This window comes from Synechococcus sp. M16CYN (assembly GCF_040371545.1).
Taxonomy (GTDB): domain Bacteria; phylum Cyanobacteriota; class Cyanobacteriia; order PCC-6307; family Cyanobiaceae; genus Parasynechococcus.
The window spans coordinates 1523397-1540678 of sequence record NZ_AP029048.1 but is presented as its reverse complement, the minus strand read 5'-3'; the positions used below and the strand labels follow the sequence as shown (position 1 = coordinate 1540678).

Annotated in this window: 15 protein-coding genes and 1 tRNA gene; 12 read left to right on the top strand and 4 right to left on the bottom strand. The window is 51.0% G+C overall.

Features of this window, described 5'->3' with window-relative positions:
* Nucleotides 1-96 precede the first annotated feature (96 nt).
* Nucleotides 97-747: a DUF3386 domain-containing protein gene (locus tag ABWV55_RS07365; RefSeq protein WP_353291459.1), complete on the bottom strand. Its 651-nt coding sequence runs from the start codon at nt 745-747 to the stop codon at nt 97-99.
* 43 nt (nt 748-790) lie between these two features.
* Nucleotides 791-4111 carry a carbamoyl-phosphate synthase large subunit gene (gene carB, locus ABWV55_RS07360; protein ID WP_353291458.1) on the bottom strand — a complete coding sequence of 1107 codons (3321 nt, stop codon included), beginning with the start codon at nt 4109-4111 and terminating at the stop codon, nt 791-793.
* Nucleotides 4112-4234: 123 nt separating this feature from the next.
* Between carB and ABWV55_RS07355 the strand changes: the two genes are divergently transcribed.
* From ABWV55_RS07355 to ABWV55_RS07330, 6 genes are all read left to right on the top strand, one after another.
* Nucleotides 4235-4870 (top strand): DUF3318 domain-containing protein, encoded by a 636-nt coding sequence (locus ABWV55_RS07355; RefSeq protein WP_353291457.1) that lies wholly within the window; start codon nt 4235-4237, stop codon nt 4868-4870.
* Nucleotides 4863-5228 (top strand): ribosome silencing factor, encoded by a 366-nt coding sequence (gene rsfS / locus ABWV55_RS07350; RefSeq protein WP_353291456.1) that lies wholly within the window; start codon nt 4863-4865, stop codon nt 5226-5228. Before ABWV55_RS07355 ends, rsfS begins: the two co-directional genes overlap by 8 nt.
* 4 nt (nt 5229-5232) lie before the next feature.
* A complete protein-coding gene (locus tag ABWV55_RS07345; protein ID WP_353291455.1) occupies nt 5233-5727 on the top strand; it encodes a CGLD27 family protein in 495 nt (164 codons plus the stop codon).
* Nucleotides 5728-5745: 18 nt separating this feature from the next.
* Nucleotides 5746-6726 (top strand): asparaginase, encoded by a 981-nt coding sequence (locus ABWV55_RS07340; RefSeq protein ID WP_353291454.1) that lies wholly within the window; start codon nt 5746-5748, stop codon nt 6724-6726.
* A gap of 59 nt (nt 6727-6785) precedes the next feature.
* Nucleotides 6786-6859 (top strand) — tRNA-Met (locus ABWV55_RS07335).
* A gap of 61 nt (nt 6860-6920) precedes the next feature.
* Entirely contained in the window at nt 6921-8564 is a 1644-nt protein-coding gene (locus ABWV55_RS07330) for a GMC family oxidoreductase (protein WP_353291453.1), read from the top strand.
* A gap of 668 nt (nt 8565-9232) precedes the next feature.
* On the opposite strand, the gene ABWV55_RS07325 is transcribed toward ABWV55_RS07330, so the two are convergent.
* Nucleotides 9233-10330, bottom strand: coding sequence for a sirohydrochlorin chelatase (locus ABWV55_RS07325; protein WP_353291452.1), 1098 nt, complete (start codon nt 10328-10330; stop codon nt 9233-9235).
* On the opposite strand from ABWV55_RS07325, the gene ABWV55_RS07320 reads away from it, so the two are divergent.
* Together ABWV55_RS07320 and ABWV55_RS07315 are read left to right on the top strand one after the other, a co-directional pair.
* Nucleotides 10320-11591 carry an FAD-binding protein gene (locus tag ABWV55_RS07320; RefSeq protein ID WP_353291451.1) on the top strand — a complete coding sequence of 424 codons (1272 nt, stop codon included), beginning with the start codon at nt 10320-10322 and terminating at the stop codon, nt 11589-11591. The two genes, ABWV55_RS07325 and ABWV55_RS07320, sit on opposite strands and share 11 nt — an antisense overlap.
* Nucleotides 11592-11622: 31 nt before the next feature.
* Entirely contained in the window at nt 11623-13188 is a 1566-nt protein-coding gene (locus ABWV55_RS07315) for a SulP family inorganic anion transporter (RefSeq protein WP_353291450.1), read from the top strand.
* 35 nt (nt 13189-13223) lie between these two features.
* Here ABWV55_RS07315 and ABWV55_RS07310 read toward each other — a convergent pair whose 3' ends face one another.
* Nucleotides 13224-13424: a hypothetical protein gene (locus tag ABWV55_RS07310; protein WP_353291449.1), complete on the bottom strand. Its 201-nt coding sequence runs from the start codon at nt 13422-13424 to the stop codon at nt 13224-13226.
* A gap of 101 nt (nt 13425-13525) precedes the next feature.
* On the opposite strand from ABWV55_RS07310, the gene ABWV55_RS07305 reads away from it, so the two are divergent.
* From ABWV55_RS07305 to ABWV55_RS07290, 4 genes are read left to right on the top strand one after another with little or no spacing between them, the layout of a single operon-like run.
* The gene (locus tag ABWV55_RS07305; RefSeq protein WP_353291448.1) at nt 13526-14653 is read left to right on the top strand and encodes an amino acid ABC transporter substrate-binding protein; all 1128 of its coding nucleotides are present in this window, start codon (nt 13526-13528) and stop codon (nt 14651-14653) included.
* Nucleotides 14653-15555: an ABC transporter permease subunit gene (locus tag ABWV55_RS07300; RefSeq protein WP_353291447.1), complete on the top strand. Its 903-nt coding sequence runs from the start codon at nt 14653-14655 to the stop codon at nt 15553-15555. Before ABWV55_RS07305 ends, ABWV55_RS07300 begins: the two co-directional genes overlap by 1 nt.
* On the top strand, nt 15555-16529 hold the full coding sequence (locus tag ABWV55_RS07295; protein ID WP_353291446.1) for an amino acid ABC transporter permease: 975 nt from the start codon (nt 15555-15557) through the stop codon (nt 16527-16529). Before ABWV55_RS07300 ends, ABWV55_RS07295 begins: the two co-directional genes overlap by 1 nt.
* Nucleotides 16526-17266 (top strand): amino acid ABC transporter ATP-binding protein, encoded by a 741-nt coding sequence (locus tag ABWV55_RS07290; RefSeq protein ID WP_353291445.1) that lies wholly within the window; start codon nt 16526-16528, stop codon nt 17264-17266. The genes ABWV55_RS07295 and ABWV55_RS07290 overlap by 4 nt, the downstream gene beginning before the upstream one ends.
* Nucleotides 17267-17282: the final 16 nt, after the last annotated feature.

Below are 17282 nucleotides of genomic sequence, written 5' to 3'. Positions count from 1 at the left end.
AAACGCCTTCGTCCTGCCTTGGCGATAAGTTTAACCTAACGATATTCATGATTCATGACTATCGTTAGGTTAAAGAATTGATTGAAAACAATTAGCTCAAAGTGTTTTTAGATCCTCAAAACGGAAGGTCTGAGAGCCAGCTTCGCACTCGATGATACGTTCTTTCAACACCCAGGGACCACCGTTGGTCAGCGGTATGAAAGTGTCCTTAAAACTGTTTTTACCCCCGCGCGGCTCACCGGTGGATGGGTCAGAGTACTGGCTTGTGTAAGCACTGCTCAAGTATCCAGACCCGGTATCGGTAGTTTCGGTAGTGAAGATAGTCACCACTGTGCCATGAATGTGACGGTGAACCATCGTCACCACGTCGTCTTTAATACGATAGCGGTCTCCCTCGCCTTTACCACCTACTAGCACCTCAGTACCGACAATATCGGTCTCCCCTGCTGTAAAGGTATTGTCGCCATGGGTAGTCTTAAAGTCTCTACGTACTCGATGGATAGCAATCTCCCAGAGCTGCGAGTTTACAGCTTTCAAAACTTGTTCGTCATCAATCCCCTGAACTTTAGACTTGAGGCCAGCATTGAGCTCAAATGTCCCTTTGAAGCAACGATCACCTTGTGCCCAGAAGCAATGTCCTTGGTAACCAGAAAAGTCAGGATCCCAAGTGTATCGATTTTCGTATGCCCGCTGAAAAGCCTCGCGTAGGTCGCAACCAGGCCTGATGGGTGTGAACGTGGTCGTCATATTTTTTAGCTGGGTCCAACCGCTGAATTCACATAGTATGCAGTTATAAGCCAGAATGGATGTCTTGCAAGGCGTAGATGCTAAGGGTTGGCTCTGCCTGCATCGCTACTATAGCTTCTACCGCGGCGCGTGCCCCAGCGAGAGTAGTCACCGTTGGCACAGCATAGTCGAGGGCAGCGCGACGCAGGTATTTATCGTCATAGGCCGCTTGGCGACCTATCGGCGTGTTGATCACCAGTTGTACCTGGTTGGAACGGATCATATCCTCAATGTTAGGACGTCCTTCGTGTACCTTGAGGACTGGTTGCACCTTTAGCGCAGCTTGTTCGAGAGCTTTAGCTGTTCCAGCAGTAGCTATTAGCTCGAAACCAATATCAATCAAGCGAGCCGCTACAAGTACGAGTGCTGGTTTGTCTCGATCGTGTGTCGATAGAAAAGCGGTTCCCGCGGTGGGAAGGGCTTCTCCTGCGCTAATCTCAGCCTTGGCATAGGCTATCCCGAAGCTTGTGGCCGAGCCCATAACCTCACCTGTAGAACGCATCTCAGGCCCCAATACAGTGTCAGCGCCAGGGAAACGTCGGAAAGGAAGAACGGCTTCTTTGATGGATTGCAAGGGGGGTTGCGGCTCCTCCATGAGTCCTATATCAGCTAGTCTTTCTCCTGCCATCAGTCTTGTCGCAATACGAGCTAGAGGTTGGCCGGTCGCCTTGGCAACAAAGGGAACCGTGCGGGATGCACGAGGATTGGCCTCAATTACGTATACCGTCTCTTGGTTATGGATATCACGCTGCACCGCGAACTGAAGATTAATCAATCCCTGCACCTTTAAGGCGACAGCTAGAGCCTTACTCCACTCTCTGATTGTGTGAAGTGCAGAGTCACCGAGTGAGACCGTTGGCAGGCAGCAAGCCGAGTCTCCAGAATGAATCCCTGCCGGTTCGATATGCTCCATTAAACCTCCGATGACAGCGTTACCATCCCGATCACACAATGCGTCAACGTCCAATTCGACAGCGTTCTCTAAGTATTGATCTATCAACACCGGATGGTCTAATTCCACTTGAACCGCTTCCTGCATATAATGGTTTAGTTCTTCTTCATCGAACACCACCGCCATTGCACGTCCGCCGAGCACGTAAGAAGGTCTCACCACGACTGGATAGCCCACAACAATGGCGATTGATCGGGCTTCGTCTTCGGTTCGGGCTAAACCATTCCGCGGTTGGCGAATTGATAGACCCCGAAGAATCGATCCAAATTGTTCTCGATCCTCGGCGCGGTCGATAGATTCGGGCGATGTTCCCCAAATCTGTGTCCCAGTGGCCTGTCCGTCTTCGCTATTTAGCCAGCGCATGAGCGGAACAGCAAGCTTAAGGGGCGTTTGTCCCCCGAATTGAATCACAACACCGTCAGGAGACTCCTCCTCGATGACATTAAGGACATCCTCGAGCGTAAGAGGTTCAAAGTACAAGCTATCGCTAGTGTCGTAGTCGGTCGAGACGGTTTCAGGATTACTGTTCACCATCACGGTGGTAATGCCTTGCTCCCGTGCAGAGAAGGAGGCGTGGCAGCAGCAATAATCGAACTCGATGCCCTGGCCGATTCGGTTCGGACCGCCCCCCAGAATCATCATCTTACGCCTATTGGTACTGCGGCTCACCTCAGTGATACCCGACAGGGTGATTAGCTTTCCTCCAGAATCAAGCTTCTGGAGTGGTCGCTCGTACGTGGAGTAGTGATAAGGCGTTGTGGATGCAAATTCTGCTGCACAAGTATCCACTGTTTTAAACACAGCCTGGATACCGAGTTTTTTACGATGACTACGTACGCTGAGCTCATCGGACCCTGTGCACCAGGCGATCTGACGATCAGAGAAACCGAGCTGTTTAATTTTAAGTAGTGTTGGGGCGTCCAGGTCATCCAGTTGTCGCCCCCTTATCAGGGAAGATTCCGCATCGACGATGCAACGAAGCTTTGCCAGGAACCAGTGATCAATGCCACTGATACGGTTAATCTCCGCGTCGCTACGGCCGCGCATCATCGCTGTGCGCACTGTGAGGATACGTTCTGGGGAAGGAGTTCGCAGGAGGCGATCGATTTCGCTATCGCTGAGATTTGGTTCCTCCCTATCGCCTCCCCATCCTGAAAAGCCGATTTCTAACGAACGCATCGCCTTTTGGAAAGACTCTTCGAAACACCGACCGATGGCCATTGACTCCCCAACCGATTTCATCGATGTAGTGAGGACAGCAGGACTTCCCCTAAATTTCTCAAATGCAAATCGAGGAATCTTCGTTACCAAATAATCAATAGTAGGTTCGAAGCAGGCTGGCGTTTTGCCTGTAATGTCATTTACGATCTCGTCGAGTGTATAGCCGACAGCGAGACGCGCAGCAATCTTGGCTATCGGAAAACCAGTCGCCTTGCTAGCAAGAGCTGAAGATCTACTCACCCTGGGATTCATTTCGATAACCGCCACATCACCATTGGCTGGGTTGATAGCGAACTGAATATTGCTGCCGCCCGTAGTCACACCGATTTCGCGGATAATAGCAATCGATTGGTCGCGTAGTCGCTGATATTCTCGGTCTGTCAGGGTTTGTGCAGGAGCCACGGTGATCGAATCCCCGGTATGAACTCCCACTGGGTCGAGATTTTCGATGCTGCACACGATCACGACGTTATCCGCTAAATCGCGCATCACTTCCAATTCGAATTCCTTCCAACCGAGTAGAGACTGCTCAATTAGGATCTGAGACACCGGGCTTGCTTTTAAGCCGCTTTTGCAGATAGCGGCATACTCTTCAGGGTTATACGCAATTCCTCCACCACTTCCTCCCAAGGTGAAAGCGGGTCTAATTATCCGCGGAAAGCCACCGATGTCAGCTCCCACCACTTCCGCTTCATCCAAAGTCGAAGCGATGCCGGATGGGCACACATTCACTCCAATCCGCTCCATCGATTGCTTGAATAAAAAACGGTCCTCGGCTTTTTGGATTGCTTGTAAGTCAGCACCGATGAGCTCCACACCGCAACGATCCAGTGTTCCGTTCTTGGCTAAAGTGACAGCGAGATTCAAGGCTGTTTGGCCGCCCATTGTGGGAAGTAGAGCATCGGGACGCTCTTTCTCGATGATCTGCGTCACCACCTCCAAAGTGAGCGGCTCGATATAGGTGCGATTGGCCATGCTGGGGTCGGTCATGATCGACGCTGGGTTGGAATTCACCAACACCACTTCGAAACCTTCTGCTCTCAAGGCTTTGCAAGCTTGGGTCCCGGAGTAATCAAACTCACAGGCCTGTCCAATCACAATCGGACCGGAACCTACCAGGAGGATGCGACGCAGATCGGTCCGCCGGGGCATGAGTTAACGCACTAAGCTGAATACAGCCAGCCTCTCACGCAGCTATAGCCAAGGCCAATAACCTATTTTCTGCCCTCGGCCTTGACCTCGCTACGGTAACGAGACAAAGATTTTACTGACGCAATGAGTGAGCTTCAGCGCCTCAAGGGGTTGCTGCCGCCGGAGATGCAGAGCTGGGTGTTTGTGGAGTCGGCAACGGCCATTAGTCCTCCGCTGATCACCCTCGAAGAGATTGGCGTTGATGAGATCGAAGTCCAGGTGGATATCGATCAATGGGACAGCCTAGCCCTGGACCATCGCAACCTGCTGTTTTGGCATGAGGTTGGTCGTATTCAGAATGACACGATTCCTCGTGATGGTTGGGAGATGGCTGCTTTGGCTATCGGTCTTGGCGGTGCTATTGGCGAGCTCTGGGTGCAAGATGGACTCCTGCTAATGATGGCCTTAGGACTTTCTGGTTTTGCAGGGTATCGCCTGTACTTGAAGAACAATTCCGAAAAGCGTTTACAAGACGCTATTGCTGCTGATGAGCGTGCGATTAGCCTGGCATGTCAGTTTGAATACAGTGTTCCTAACGCCTATCGCAGTCTAGCCGGTGCTCTAAAGGAGCTTGCGAGCAAAACCCGTAAAAAGCGCCATCGCAGTTTTTATGAAGAGCGTTTAGAAGCTTTACGCAAGAGCGCAAGTAGAGCACGTGCTGAGATGGCACAACAAGAAGGTTCGCGTAATTCGGTCACCAGTGAGAACGTTTATGGATAGTGAACAGTTGGCCGAACTTGCAGCTGATGCGTGTGATGATCGCAAAGCTGCGGATATTCGCTTGATCAGGATTGATGAAGTATCGAGCTTGGCCGACTGGATGGTGATTGCTGGTGGTCGGTCAGATGTTCAAGTCCGGGCAATCGCCCGATCCGTCGAAGATCGCTTGGAACACGAAGCAGCACGTCTACCACTGCGTAAGGAAGGCTTAAACGAAGGATGCTGGGCACTTTTGGATTATGGGGAGCTCATTGTTCATGTGCTTATGCCTGATCAACGTCGCTATTACGACCTGGAAGCTTTTTGGAGCCACGGTGAAAGCCGTACGTTCCTAGCTTCATCACTATTAGAAGGCTGACAACATGACTGAGGCAGCACCCTGCCCTGTACCTGCTGAGCAGCGTCCTCTCGAAGAGTTTCAGCAACTATCGTCGTCCTGGTTCTTTTCCTGGCCGGTAGGCGAGGGTTTGGGCTTGGTTAGGAATCTTGTTGTGAGTTGGATGTTGACCTTTCCCGTCTGCACTCTGGTAGCAAGTGGGAGTTGGACATTGAAACAAGACCCTCCACGATTAATCGCCGCTGGCGCAGTCGCTGCTCTTGTTTTTCCCTTGTTATTGCTGGTGCGGCAATGGCTTGGTTGGAGCTATGTGATGAAACGACTATTAGATGAATCTGTTGACTACGAGGAATCAGGTTGGTACGACGGCCAAACTTGGAAGAAACCTTCGTCTTGGCGCGATCGAGATCTCTTGGTGGCGCGCCATGAGGTTCGTCCTATTCTTGGGCGTCTCGGCCGTGTGATGGCTACAGCAGCGAGTTTGATGCTTGGCGGCGCAAGCCTTTGTCAGGTTCTCTAATTGAATCGCCTCTAAGCAATGACCTTCTCATCGGGTTTCAGCGTTATTTCCCGATCCGAACCTACACAGCTTCAAGTCATCCTACGTCGGGGGGGCATCGCCGAATCTATCCATCGTGTGTATGTCGTTGTGTCCGATGGCCAGGGTCGTGTGTTGATGTCTGCAGGCGATACAGGGTTTAAGACGTTTATTCGATCTGCTCTAAAACCCTTTCAGGCTCTCCCCTTTCTCAGCAGTGGTGCGGCTAACCAGATGGATGTTGGTGATCGGGGGATTGCGATTAGTTGCGCATCGCATGCCGGGACTAATTACCATGCCCGCGAGGTGTTCAAACTTTTGTGGAAAGCTGAATTAGACCCCAGTCAGTTGCAATGCCCTGTACCAGTTTACGGTAATAGCCCACTACAGCACAACTGTTCTGGTAAACATGCTGCTTTCTTAGCTACAAGTCACAAGATGTCCTGGCCCACATATAACTATCTCCAGAGCAATCATCCAGTACAAGTAGAGGTAGTTCGTCAGGTTGCGGAATTGTTGGGATTGTCCGCAGATAGGTTTGTGGTAGTGCGGGATAATTGCGGAGCGCCAACGCTTCGCTTGCGATTAGTTCAAATGGCGTTGCTGTATGCCAATCTTGGCGCTTCGCAGCACGCCGAATTGGGACAGATCAGTCGGGCCATGCTTGCATATCCTGAACTCGTGGCGGGGGCAGGACGCTTTGACACCGAGTTAATGCGTCTCAGCCACGGTCAAGTGTTAAGCAAAGGCGGGTCCGAGGGGATTCAATGCCTTAGTCGAATTGGTGAGGGTTTGGGAGTAGCAATTAAAGCAGAAGACGGCTCTCGTCGTGCAAAACAGGCTGCAGCTTTGTATGTGCTGCGCAAAATGGCATGGCTGACCCCTAGCAGTTTGCAAAAGCTTGAAGAACAGGTTTTAGTCCTTACTACTGGGGTTAGTCTCACAGTCAGCGGTGCTTTGCAATCCCACAAAAATGCTTAACACCAAACAGTTACCTTGGTTGGCGCTTTCCATATATCCCTGTATAGTTTACCCATTACCGCGGGGTAGAGCAGTCTGGTAGCTCGTCGGGCTCATAACCCGAAGGTCGGGAGTTCAAATCTCCCCCCCGCCACTAAAATCTGGTCAGGCCCAGGGTTCCCCGTCGGGGACTTTCTCTTATCGCCAGGCCGATTATGAACAGTTCTCGCCAGGCGGCGGGCCATCTTTGGGACGCCATTGTCGTCGGATCTGGAGCTAGCGGCGGCGTAGCAGCCATGACGCTGGCTGGGAAAGGTGTCAGAGTCTTGGTCGTTGATGCGGGCCCTGACCTTACTAGTGACGAAGCATTTGCTGCTGGGCCAGGCAATTTAGTGCGTCGTTTGGCCGGCCTGATAAGCGGTCGCCATCGGTGCCAAGCCCAGCACCCCGGTTACTGGAAGGCAAATCCGCGTTTATACGCTGATGAGCGGTTATATCCCTATCAACATCCGCCGGATCGCCCGTTTCTTTGGACGCGCGGCTTGCAAGTGGGTGGTCGCAGCCTTACCTGGGGAGGGATCACGCTTCGACTTTCCGATGAGGATTTCGCTGGTGTGCAGGTTGATGGCGAAAGGGTGTCCTGGCCCATCAGCAGCCGTGACCTAACTCCACACTATTCAGTACTGGAGAAATTTTTCAAAATTCACGGAGCACATAATAGACCAGGTAGTCTCCCAGACGGCGATATTGAAGCTTGTCTCCCCAGCACAGAGGCAGAGCAACGCTTTGTGAACGCTATTTCTAATCAACTGGGATATAACGCGATTCCTTCCAGGGGATTTGGACCTCACGATCCGAATCGGGACGGTCCTTGGCCACGCTCTAGCAGTTGTGGTAGCACCCTGCCCCGTGCGATGGCAACTGGCCGAGCCCAGCTCCTGCCCAATCACTTGGTGGAGCGTGTGACAATGAGCGCTTCAGGATCGAAAGCCACAGGAGTCATAGTAGTCAACCAAAGGGACGGCACCCGTCACTCGCTCCATGCAGATTTAATTGTGTTGGCTGCTTCCACCATCAATACTGTATCGATTTTACTTCGCTCGAGTGAATACCAACAGCCTGGTGGGCTTGTGGACCCGTCTGGTCGTCTTGGAACACGACTAATGGACCATGTTGCCACTAGTCAGTTCTTTGCGATGCCAGGCCCAAGTTCATACCCTCAGCCGGATTTAACAGGGGCTGGCAGTTTTTTTGTTCCGTTTGGACGCCACCTTAATCAGGCAAACTTCCAAGGCGGCTATGGTTTGTGGGGTGGCATCGGGCGGTTTGATCCTCCACCGTTACTTAAGCGAAAACCTAACACAACCACTGGATTCTTGATTGGTCACGGTGAAGTACTTCCTCGCGCGGAGAATCGGGTGACTTTGCAGGGGCAAGCAGATCGCTGGGGCGTCGCATCACCCCACATCAACTGCAGATGGAGTGTCAACGAATTGTCGATGGTAACGCATATGCGTAAATCCATTAAGGCCTGCATTTTTGCTGCCGGTGGTGAAGCCTTACCAATCAAGGATCTTTTTCATCTCCCTATCCTTGAAGCTTTTTTAAACGGTGCCGTAGCTTTAACTGAAGGCCCTGCACCTCCTGGTTATTACATTCACGAAGTCGGGGGAGCACCGCTGGGATCTGATGAGCGCACCAGCGTCTTGGATCCTAGCAATCGTTTATGGAAAGTTCCTAACTTGCTTGTCGTCGATGGAGCTTGCTGGCCCACCTCTGCTTGGCAATCCCCTACGTTAACAATGATGGCTATCAGCCGCCGCGCCTGTCTTTTGGCACTCAGTAATCAAGCCGAATAAAGAGATCGTCAAGATAGTCCTCACTTACTACCCTGTTATCATTGTCGTTTCGGAAAAGAAAGTAAGCCAAGGCCGAACTCGTTGCCTGGTACTAGTTTCATTTAAGGTGAGAGCAAATTAAATCCTTCATAGCTCTGTACAGTACTTCGGCAATTTCAGCCTCAAGCCTGATACAAGCCGAAACTGAAGCAACTGCAGTATCTGGCTGAACATTAGACTCTATTACACTAGGTTCGTAGCACTCTTGTAGATAATTGCGATCCATTGGAATCTACTTTGACTCGTTGATGTCAATAAGAAAGCCGCACAGGAATGGTATTCATCAAAAGAAATACTTTTGCAAGGTAAGTGGATGAGAGGTTCGTAAGGAATCCATTATTTCTAATGGATTATGCTGATTAAACTGGGATGGCTATCTCCATTATTTACGACCTGATGTGCCTGCCAAGTCAGGCATCGTTTTGAACTTGTTTCCACAAATCCTAATTACTATGAGGCTTTCTGCAGGAATACTTGTAACACTTTTTTGTAGAACTTTGGAAGAAATAACAAAATTATGTTCTTTTTTTTCAAAACTTATGACAAATGATTCACCTGAAATTTCGGTTGTCTCTACTAGAGTTAGCAACGGTAGATATTAAGAAATTTTTGGTTTTTTCTTAAGATTTTTATGGGTAATCTCTGAGGGTCGATGGGATTTGACTCAATGTTGAAGGACCGAGTGGATGGTTAGCATGGGGATAAGAAGCACGGTGGATATGAGCTTCACTATGCTCATCACTACAGTGGTGGGTGTGGCTGTGGGTTCGAGTAGATAGATCATCAAGCTGACAAGCTCCTGTGCATTCCCATTCGCACAGCGTGCAGCTCTCTGCCAGTCCCTCCACATGGCAGTGATTGCTCTCTTGAGCACGTCCTACATCATGTTCAAAGCCGAGCACCTGAGCTCGGTATTTACATAAAGAGCAATTCATCGCTGTATCTCCACGAAGCGCCTCTGCCACGCGCTCGCGAAAGGTATTCAGCACCATTGGGTGATTGCCTAGATAGCCGGCCGATAGGAACTCGACCTCAGGATGATCTGCAGCAACCAGGTTTGTGTGCCGGCGAATTCGACTTATCAGAACCCCTGAAAACAGGAAATATGGGACGACAACAATGCGACGGAACCCCAAGCGCACGGCATGTCGCAGTCCAGGATCTACAAGTGGGAAGGTCACGCCAGAATAGACGGTTTCACCCCAACCGAATCCGAAACCTTCCACTAGCATTCGCATCACTTTGACCACATTGGAGTTAGCATCTGGGTCAGAAGAACCGCGTCCAACCACAACCAGGAGCGTTTCTGAAACCGGGATGTCGTTAGACACTCGTCGCAAGGCCTCTTTTACGCGTGCACCCGCGGCAGCAACCATTAAACGGTCCACTCCTAATTCGCTGCCATAGTTGATAGTCAGCCCTGTCTTAGCTGAATAGTCATTCAATACCGAGGGGATGTCGTTCTTGGCGTGGCCCGCAGCGAATAACATTGCGGGAATGGCTAAGACTTTGTTGATCTTCTGTTGTCGAAGCAAATCCAAACCCCCTTTTAGGGTTGGCTGTGCAAACTCGAGGTAGCCGTACTCCACAGGCATAGGGGCTAGCTGCGGTCGCAGTTGCTCAACCATCTGGGCGAATTCTTTAACAGCAAGATGATTTCGACTGCCATGGCCGCAGATTAAAACCCCGAGGCGTTCACTTGCCGATTCAGCTTGGATGTCGATCAAGGCGCTTGTTTCTCTGTACGAATCGTTTGACCCTATTTGGCATGTAGACATGAATCAGGCCTCTCTTAATCTGCTGAATCCGCAAGCTGCTGATGCCAACCGTCTCGGTTTGCTAAATCCAAGGATCTCCGATCTATCGGATTTACTAAGTAATTGGAGCGGGCCACGGCCATTTCGAATCTGTAGTGGTGGAACCAGTTCAAGATCAGCTGCTGCTGGTCAATGGACGTTAAATCTGCGCCCCGAGTTGAATCAGATCACCTGGCAAAATACTGATCTGTCTGTCTGGATTGGTGGTGGGTGTCGCATGGGAGAGGTGCTTCAGGCTTTGCTCCCTTATCAGCAAACCATTGCTACAGGATTGTCGGGTTTGCCCGGACTTGGTTATATTCTGACCGGTGGAATGGGGCCAAGGAGTCGCGAGTTAGGTCTAGCTGTTGATCACCTACTCGATATTCGCGGAGTGTGGGGTAGTGGTGAGTCATTTTGGCTCCAACGAGAGTTTCATGGGGGATCGGAACTATGGCGTGGTTTATGCGGAGCTGCTCCCTTTCTGGCTGTAGTGAGCGAAGTTCGTCTTATGACTCATACTCTTGCACCGCTTTGGGTTGAACAAAGCAGTGCTCCACCAAGAGCTCTTCCTGACTGGATGTCAGTCGCCGAGGCATCCGATGTATCGACTACGTTGCAGTGGCATTGGGGAGCGAACGATCGGTTAGAATTAATGAAGGTGCATAGCAAGGACCCGGGTACTGACAGGTGCTACGGAATTAGTGGCTTGCATCAGTTGCCTACACTTGTTCCACCAGGGAATGAGAAGGATCGACTGCATAGTGAGGTTGTGGGTTTACTGGGGCCTGCTCGGTCTGAAGGGTGGAGAGATTGCATACCCCTGTTGGAAGATTGCATGTTGCGGCGTCCCCATCCCGCTTGCAGCCTCTCTTGCCAGCAACTGGGGGGGGCCACAACCCTAGCTGCCAAGGATGCTACCTCGTTTCACCACCGCGATGCTGTTTGGAAACCCTGGATTACAGCTAGTTGGATTGCCGGGGATTTGGCTATGCGACAACGCAGTTTGCAGTGGTTAGAGACAATTTGGTCCGTGTTGCATCCGCTGTGTCCGGGCGTACATCTTGCTCAGCTTCATGATCATCTTCCCTTTCATCAACGCGAGCTCAAACAGGCCTTTGGGTATTGGCTGCCAGGGCTGCAAGCATTAAAGCAACAGTTCGATCCTGCTGGCAACTTGCCGCCGCTCTGACTTACGTTCACGGCAGCCTGCGGCATTGGTCATGGCCAAGCGATTCAGTTCCACTCTGGTGAATCAGTGGTTGGCTAATCCCAGTAGGGATTTACTGTCAGGGTTGGTCGTAGCCTTCGCCATGATTCCGGAGGCAATTGCTTTTTCCGGTATTGCAGGAGTTGATCCTGAAGTAGGTCTCTTCGGCGCATTCTGCCTATCTCTCACCATTGCAGTGGTAGGTGGAAGGATGGCGATGATCACCTCCGCAACCGGCTCTACAGCGCTCCTGATGACCGGTTTGGTAAGCAATGGTGAGGCTATCGGACCAGGCCTGGGTGTGCAGTACCTGTTAGTAGCGGGCCTTGTAACAGGGGCACTTCAAATTCTTTGGGGTTACATGCGCCTCGCAGATCAGATGCGTTTTGTCCCCCAAGGAGTGCTCAGTGGATTTGTAAATGCTTTAGCTCTGCTAATTTTCCAGGCCCAGTTGCCTCAACTTGGTTTTGGGGTCAATTACGTAGGGAAGAAAGATCAAGTTGCCGACCTTTTGTTGCCTCACGGTGGTCAGGTGCTGACGGTGTGGGCTTTGGTATTGCTGGGTTTGGTGATCATCTATGGATTGCCACGGCTGACACGTGTAGTTCCCTCTCAGCTGATAGCGATCATTGTTTTGACCGCTATCAGTATCGGGTTCCACTTTGACATTCCTACTGTTAGCAGTCTGGGCAACCTTCCGGATGGCTTACCGGTCTTTAGAGTTCCTTTTGGCGCCGAAAGTAGTGGGGTTCCCTTCAACTTCAAAACCCTTGGTCTAGTGCTACCCACCGCACTGTCTATCTCCCTCGTGGGCTTAATGGAGAGTTTCCTCACCCAGGATATCCTTGATAACAAAACCGGTACGACTTCTAATAAAAACGTTGAGGCTCGCGGTCAGGGTATTGCCAATATCGTGTCATCTCTCTTTGGCGGCATGGCCGGTTGTGCGCTAGTCGGTCAATCGGTCATGAATGTTGTTAATGGTGGCCGAACTCGCCTCTCGACTTTTTTCTCTGGCGTCAGCTTGCTTGTCATGATTTTGCGTGCGGGACCTTGGCTGAAACAGATCCCAATGGCAGCTCTGGTGGCTGTAATGATCAGTATTGCCGTGAGTACAGCGGATATCAGCGGTCTCCGCAAACTACATCGAATCCCCAAGAGTGATACTTCTGTGATGGTGATGACCTTCGCAGTCACCATGCTTACTACTCCCCACAATCTTGCGCTTGGCGTTTTGGCTGGCGTTGCTCTTGCTGGTATTTTGTTCAGCCGCAAAGTTGCCAAGGTGATCCAAGTAAAACTAGAAAAGGTCAGTGATCAAGAATGGCACTACCACGTAATCGGTCAGCTGTTTTTCGTGAGCACCATTTATTTCACTCAGGGTTTTGATATTTACGACCATCCTGAGCAGATCAGTATAGATCTGTCTCAGGCTCACATTTGGGATCAAAGCGGGGTAGCAGCACTTGACGGGGTAGTACGCAAACTGCGTCTCAGTGGTTCAGAAGTTAACGTAATCGGTATGAATAAAGAAACTCTTGACTTATTTGAACGGATTGGAGGTCAAGAGTCTGCCTAATATCTAAATCCCGCGATTGCCTGGATTTAATATGCTCAGGTGAGAGGCTGAAGGCCATGGTTCATGGATGGGGTGGCAAGCATTTTGCGAAACCGCTTATTGTCCAGATTGGTCTGAGTACGATTTGGGTATGACACTTGAACGGTACTCAGAAGCAAGCAAAGCGCTCGAATGTCGCCACGAGTGTGAGTAAGACTTTTACCTTCTCCTGCAGAGCGCGCTAAGAAAGAGACCATATTTTCACTGTCGCTATATTCGATATCTTAATTACCAAGTGCTAGCTATTGCTGTCAAATTCAGCCCGACAAGATCAGTGTATGGTTGGTTATGGAGTTCTATGATCGGCATCGATCATCTCCAAAAGGTATCAGGATACTTTCCGAACCGATTTGTCCTGTCCTTGGTGACTCGATCTATTTCTCGTATTTTGATCGGTGTCCTAGCCAGTTCAGTTGGCTTGCTTAGTGGCTGCGCCACTCTCGGTGATGGCAGCGGCTCTAGGTTGGAATTAGTGCAACAGAGGGGCAAGCTTCTATGCGGGATTAGCGGAAAAATCCCTGGTTTCAGTTTTCTCAGTCCTGATGGTCGCTACAGCGGTTTGGATGTGGATATCTGCAAAGCCATAGCAGCGGCCTTTGTAGGCGATAGCACCAAGGTGCAGTACCGACCTCTTACGGCACCAGAGCGGTTCACAGCACTGCGATCTGGTGAGATCGATCTGCTATCGCGTAATACCACGCACACCCTCAGTCGTGACGCTGAGGGTGGCAACGGTTTGAGCTTTGCCCCGACAGTGTTTCATGATGGCCAGGGTTTAATGGTTCCTACGGCCAGCGGTATTCGCTCAATTAGCGATTTACGAGGAAGAGCGATTTGTGTGGGGTCTGGTACGACTACTGAACAGAATCTGAATGATGCCTTTGCGTCCAAGTCTCTCCCCTACACTCCAATCAAATATCAAGATCTAAATCAGGTAGTAGGTGGTTATCTGCAAGGTCGGTGTGCTGCAATGACCTCAGATCGTTCCCAGTTGGCATCCGTTCGTTCTGGATTTAGTAATCCACAACAACACACAATTCTGAGGACTCGATTAAGCAAAGAACCTCTAGCTCCTGCTGTTGTGGGGGGCGATCAACGTATGGTAGATGCGATGAGCTGGGTGGTTTATGCCCTGATCGAAGCGGAAGAGCGGGGCATTTCTCAGGCGAACCTCAAAGATGTCCTCGACCAGGCCGTAGCAGACCCATCCCAAGCATCTTTACGTCGTTTTCTCGGTGTCGAAGGCGGACTAGGAGCCAAGTTAAGCCTCCCCAACGATTTCGTTGTGCGCGTAATTCGTGCCACAGGAAACTATGGTGAGATCTACAGTCGCCATCTCGGCCCTAATAGTGCTGTACATATCCCCCGGGGCCCCAATCGTCTTAGTGCGCAAGGCGGTTTGATGATAGCTCCGCCCTTCACCTGATGCGACGGATTGCTAGCAAACGACGGCTATTTATCCAACTATACGTCGTCGTCGTGTTACTGATCGTGGGCGGATTGTTATTAAACAATCTCACAGTGAATCTGATTCGCACAGGATTGGGGCTAGATTTCAGCTGGTTGGGCCGGCCGGCCGGTTTCGCTCTCGGTGAAGCCGCGTTGCCTTACTCTCCTACAAATAGCTACGCACGGGCCCTAGTAGCCGGCTGGCTCAACAGCCTCAAGGTTATCTCAATTGGCTTGTTGCTAGCCACTCTGCTTGGGGTTACAGCTGGTGCGGCTCGCAGCAGCAAGAATCGCCTATTGCGCAGTTTCTCAGGTGGCTATGTGGCCTTGATTCGCCAAGTGCCTCTACTGCTGCAGTTGCTCTTTTGGTACTTCGTGGCTTTTCTGAGTTTGCCAGACACTCCGGTGGGCGGATTGATCCATTTCTCCAATCAGGGTATTCGCCTGTTGGGACTCAACCTCAGTGTTGAGTTTTGTGCTGTTCTCATCAGTTTAGTGGTGTTTACGGGAGCGTCGATTGCTGAGATCGTCCGTGGCGGGATTAACGCTGTGTCGCAAGGACAGTGGGAAGCCTTTCGAAGCCTTGGTTTATCAGAGGGCTTGGGCTTGCGTCGGATCGTCTTGCCTCAAGCCCTGCCGACGATACTGCCTGCACTTACCAGCCAATATTTAAATCTAGCAAAGAACAGTACACTCGCGATTGCCGTCGGCTACGCCGATTTATATGCCGTAAGCGATACCACAATCACTCAGACAGGCCGCGCCATTGAAGGATTTTTGTTGTTACTGCTTAGTTTTTTGTTGTTGAATCTGCTGATTAGTAGTGGCATGGCGTTCCTTAATGGAATCGTGTTGGCCAAGTTGCGGAGAAGTCGTTAATGAATCGTTGGCTTGATCGTTCGCTCACTTTGTTGCTACTGGTACTGATCGGCTGGGCAGCTCGGTCTTGCTTGCATTGGTTGCTGCATGAGGCTGATTGGACAGTGGTGACTACAAATCTCCCGCTCTATGCGATGGGTAGTTACCCCGAGGACCAACGCTGGCGTCCTTTGTGTTGGATTGCTGGTGTGATTGCTCTAATTGCGATAACCCTATTGGGTCCTCGGCACGGCGGCTGGCGTCAAGCGTTGCCGTTGCTTTGGATAGTAATGGCACCCGCGGGCATCTGGTTGCTTGCCGGGGGATTAGGTTTACTCCCCGTGGAGACTCAGCGCTGGGGTGGATTCACTCTTACTTTGCTGCTCACCATTGGCAGTGGTTTATTGGCTCTGCCGCTTGGGGTGCTATTGGCTCTGGGACGTTGCAGTGATTTACCTGTACTGCGCGTTAGCAGCACGGTCTACATCGAGCTGATGCGTGCAATTCCGTTGATTGCAGTGTTATTTTTTGGCCAATTATTGATTCCTTTGTTTCTTCCCCCGGGATTAGAAATCAATCGGGTGCTGCGAGCTGTGCTAGCGTTCGCCCTTTTTGCGGCGGCTTACATAGCTGAAGACGTGCGCAGCGGTCTTCAGTCGATCCCACCTACTCAACTTGAGGCAGCCGTGGTCCTCGGCTTGTCGCCCTGCCAATCTCTGCAACTTATCGTGTTGCCTCAAGCCTTACGTGCAGCTCTACCCGCTCTCACCAACCAGGCGGTAGGACTGCTTCAAAACACCAGCCTGGTAGCAATTTTAGGACTTGCGGAGTTGCTAGGCATCAGTCGTAGCCTATTAGCGAATCCCGCCTTTATTGGCCGTTACCTCGAAGTATACGTTTGGCTAGCTGCATTTTATTGGCTAGCTTGTACGGCAATGGCTTTGTTGGCCCGTCATCTGGAGATCCAGCTTCACCCGGTCCGTTCTATCCAATGAAGACCGCTATCCGTGCTACCAACCTAGTTAAAAGCTATTTGCCTGGTCAAAATGTCTTAGATGGCGTCAGCCTAGAGGTTAGCGTAGGGGAAGTGCTGGTAGTGATGGGCCCCTCGGGCTCGGGTAAAAGCACGCTAATTCGCACATTCAATGGGCTAGAAACCCTAGATGGTGGAGATTTAGATGTGTTGGGGGTTCGCTTAGATGCAGCTCACGAAGAGCGCCAAGTCCGTGCGATCCGTCGACGAGTGGGAATGGTGTTTCAACAATTTAACCTCTTTCCGCATCTGTCGATTCTTGACAATATCACCTTGGCGCCTATGAAGGTGCAGAACCGCCCAAAGCTCGAAGCCGAGTATCAGGCCATCGAGCTACTGGATCAAATGGGTATCCGCGAGCAAGCTCATAAATATCCAGTGCAGTTAAGTGGTGGTCAACAACAGCGGGTCGCCATTGCCCGGGCTTTGGCTCTTAATCCGGAAGTAATGCTTTTTGATGAGCCCACCAGTGCTTTAGACCCTGAGTGGGTAAAAGAGGTGCTGGATGCGATGCGACGATTGGCCGGCCGTAGCATGACCATGGTGGTGGTGACTCACGAACTTGGCTTTGCCCGAGAGGTAGCAGATCGGGTGATATTTATAGACCAGGGCCAAGTAGTGGAGACATCAGATCCAGACACATTCTTCAATCATGCTAAAGAAGAGCGCAGCCGACGTTTTCTCAGTCAGATAGCATGATTTGTACGCTTAATTT

Excerpts from the sequence above, each read along its gene's own strand:
- ABWV55_RS07365 (WP_353291459.1), bottom strand. The coding sequence starts at position 747 with ATGACGACCACGTTCACACCCATCAGGCCTGGTTGCGACCTACGCGAG.
- carB (WP_353291458.1), bottom strand. The coding sequence starts at position 4,111 with ATGCCCCGGCGGACCGATCTGCGTCGCATCCTCCTGGTAGGTTCCGGT.
- ABWV55_RS07355 (WP_353291457.1), top strand. The coding sequence starts at position 4,235 with ATGAGTGAGCTTCAGCGCCTCAAGGGGTTGCTGCCGCCGGAGATGCAG.
- rsfS (WP_353291456.1), top strand. The coding sequence starts at position 4,863 with ATGGATAGTGAACAGTTGGCCGAACTTGCAGCTGATGCGTGTGATGAT.
- ABWV55_RS07345 (WP_353291455.1), top strand. The coding sequence starts at position 5,233 with ATGACTGAGGCAGCACCCTGCCCTGTACCTGCTGAGCAGCGTCCTCTC.
- ABWV55_RS07340 (WP_353291454.1), top strand. The coding sequence starts at position 5,746 with ATGACCTTCTCATCGGGTTTCAGCGTTATTTCCCGATCCGAACCTACA.
- ABWV55_RS07330 (WP_353291453.1), top strand. The coding sequence starts at position 6,921 with ATGAACAGTTCTCGCCAGGCGGCGGGCCATCTTTGGGACGCCATTGTC.
- ABWV55_RS07320 (WP_353291451.1), top strand. The coding sequence starts at position 10,320 with ATGTCGATCAAGGCGCTTGTTTCTCTGTACGAATCGTTTGACCCTATT.
- ABWV55_RS07315 (WP_353291450.1), top strand. The coding sequence starts at position 11,623 with ATGGCCAAGCGATTCAGTTCCACTCTGGTGAATCAGTGGTTGGCTAAT.
- ABWV55_RS07310 (WP_353291449.1), bottom strand. The coding sequence starts at position 13,424 with ATGGTCTCTTTCTTAGCGCGCTCTGCAGGAGAAGGTAAAAGTCTTACT.
- ABWV55_RS07305 (WP_353291448.1), top strand. The coding sequence starts at position 13,526 with ATGATCGGCATCGATCATCTCCAAAAGGTATCAGGATACTTTCCGAAC.
- ABWV55_RS07300 (WP_353291447.1), top strand. The coding sequence starts at position 14,653 with ATGCGACGGATTGCTAGCAAACGACGGCTATTTATCCAACTATACGTC.
- ABWV55_RS07295 (WP_353291446.1), top strand. The coding sequence starts at position 15,555 with ATGAATCGTTGGCTTGATCGTTCGCTCACTTTGTTGCTACTGGTACTG.
- ABWV55_RS07290 (WP_353291445.1), top strand. The coding sequence starts at position 16,526 with ATGAAGACCGCTATCCGTGCTACCAACCTAGTTAAAAGCTATTTGCCT.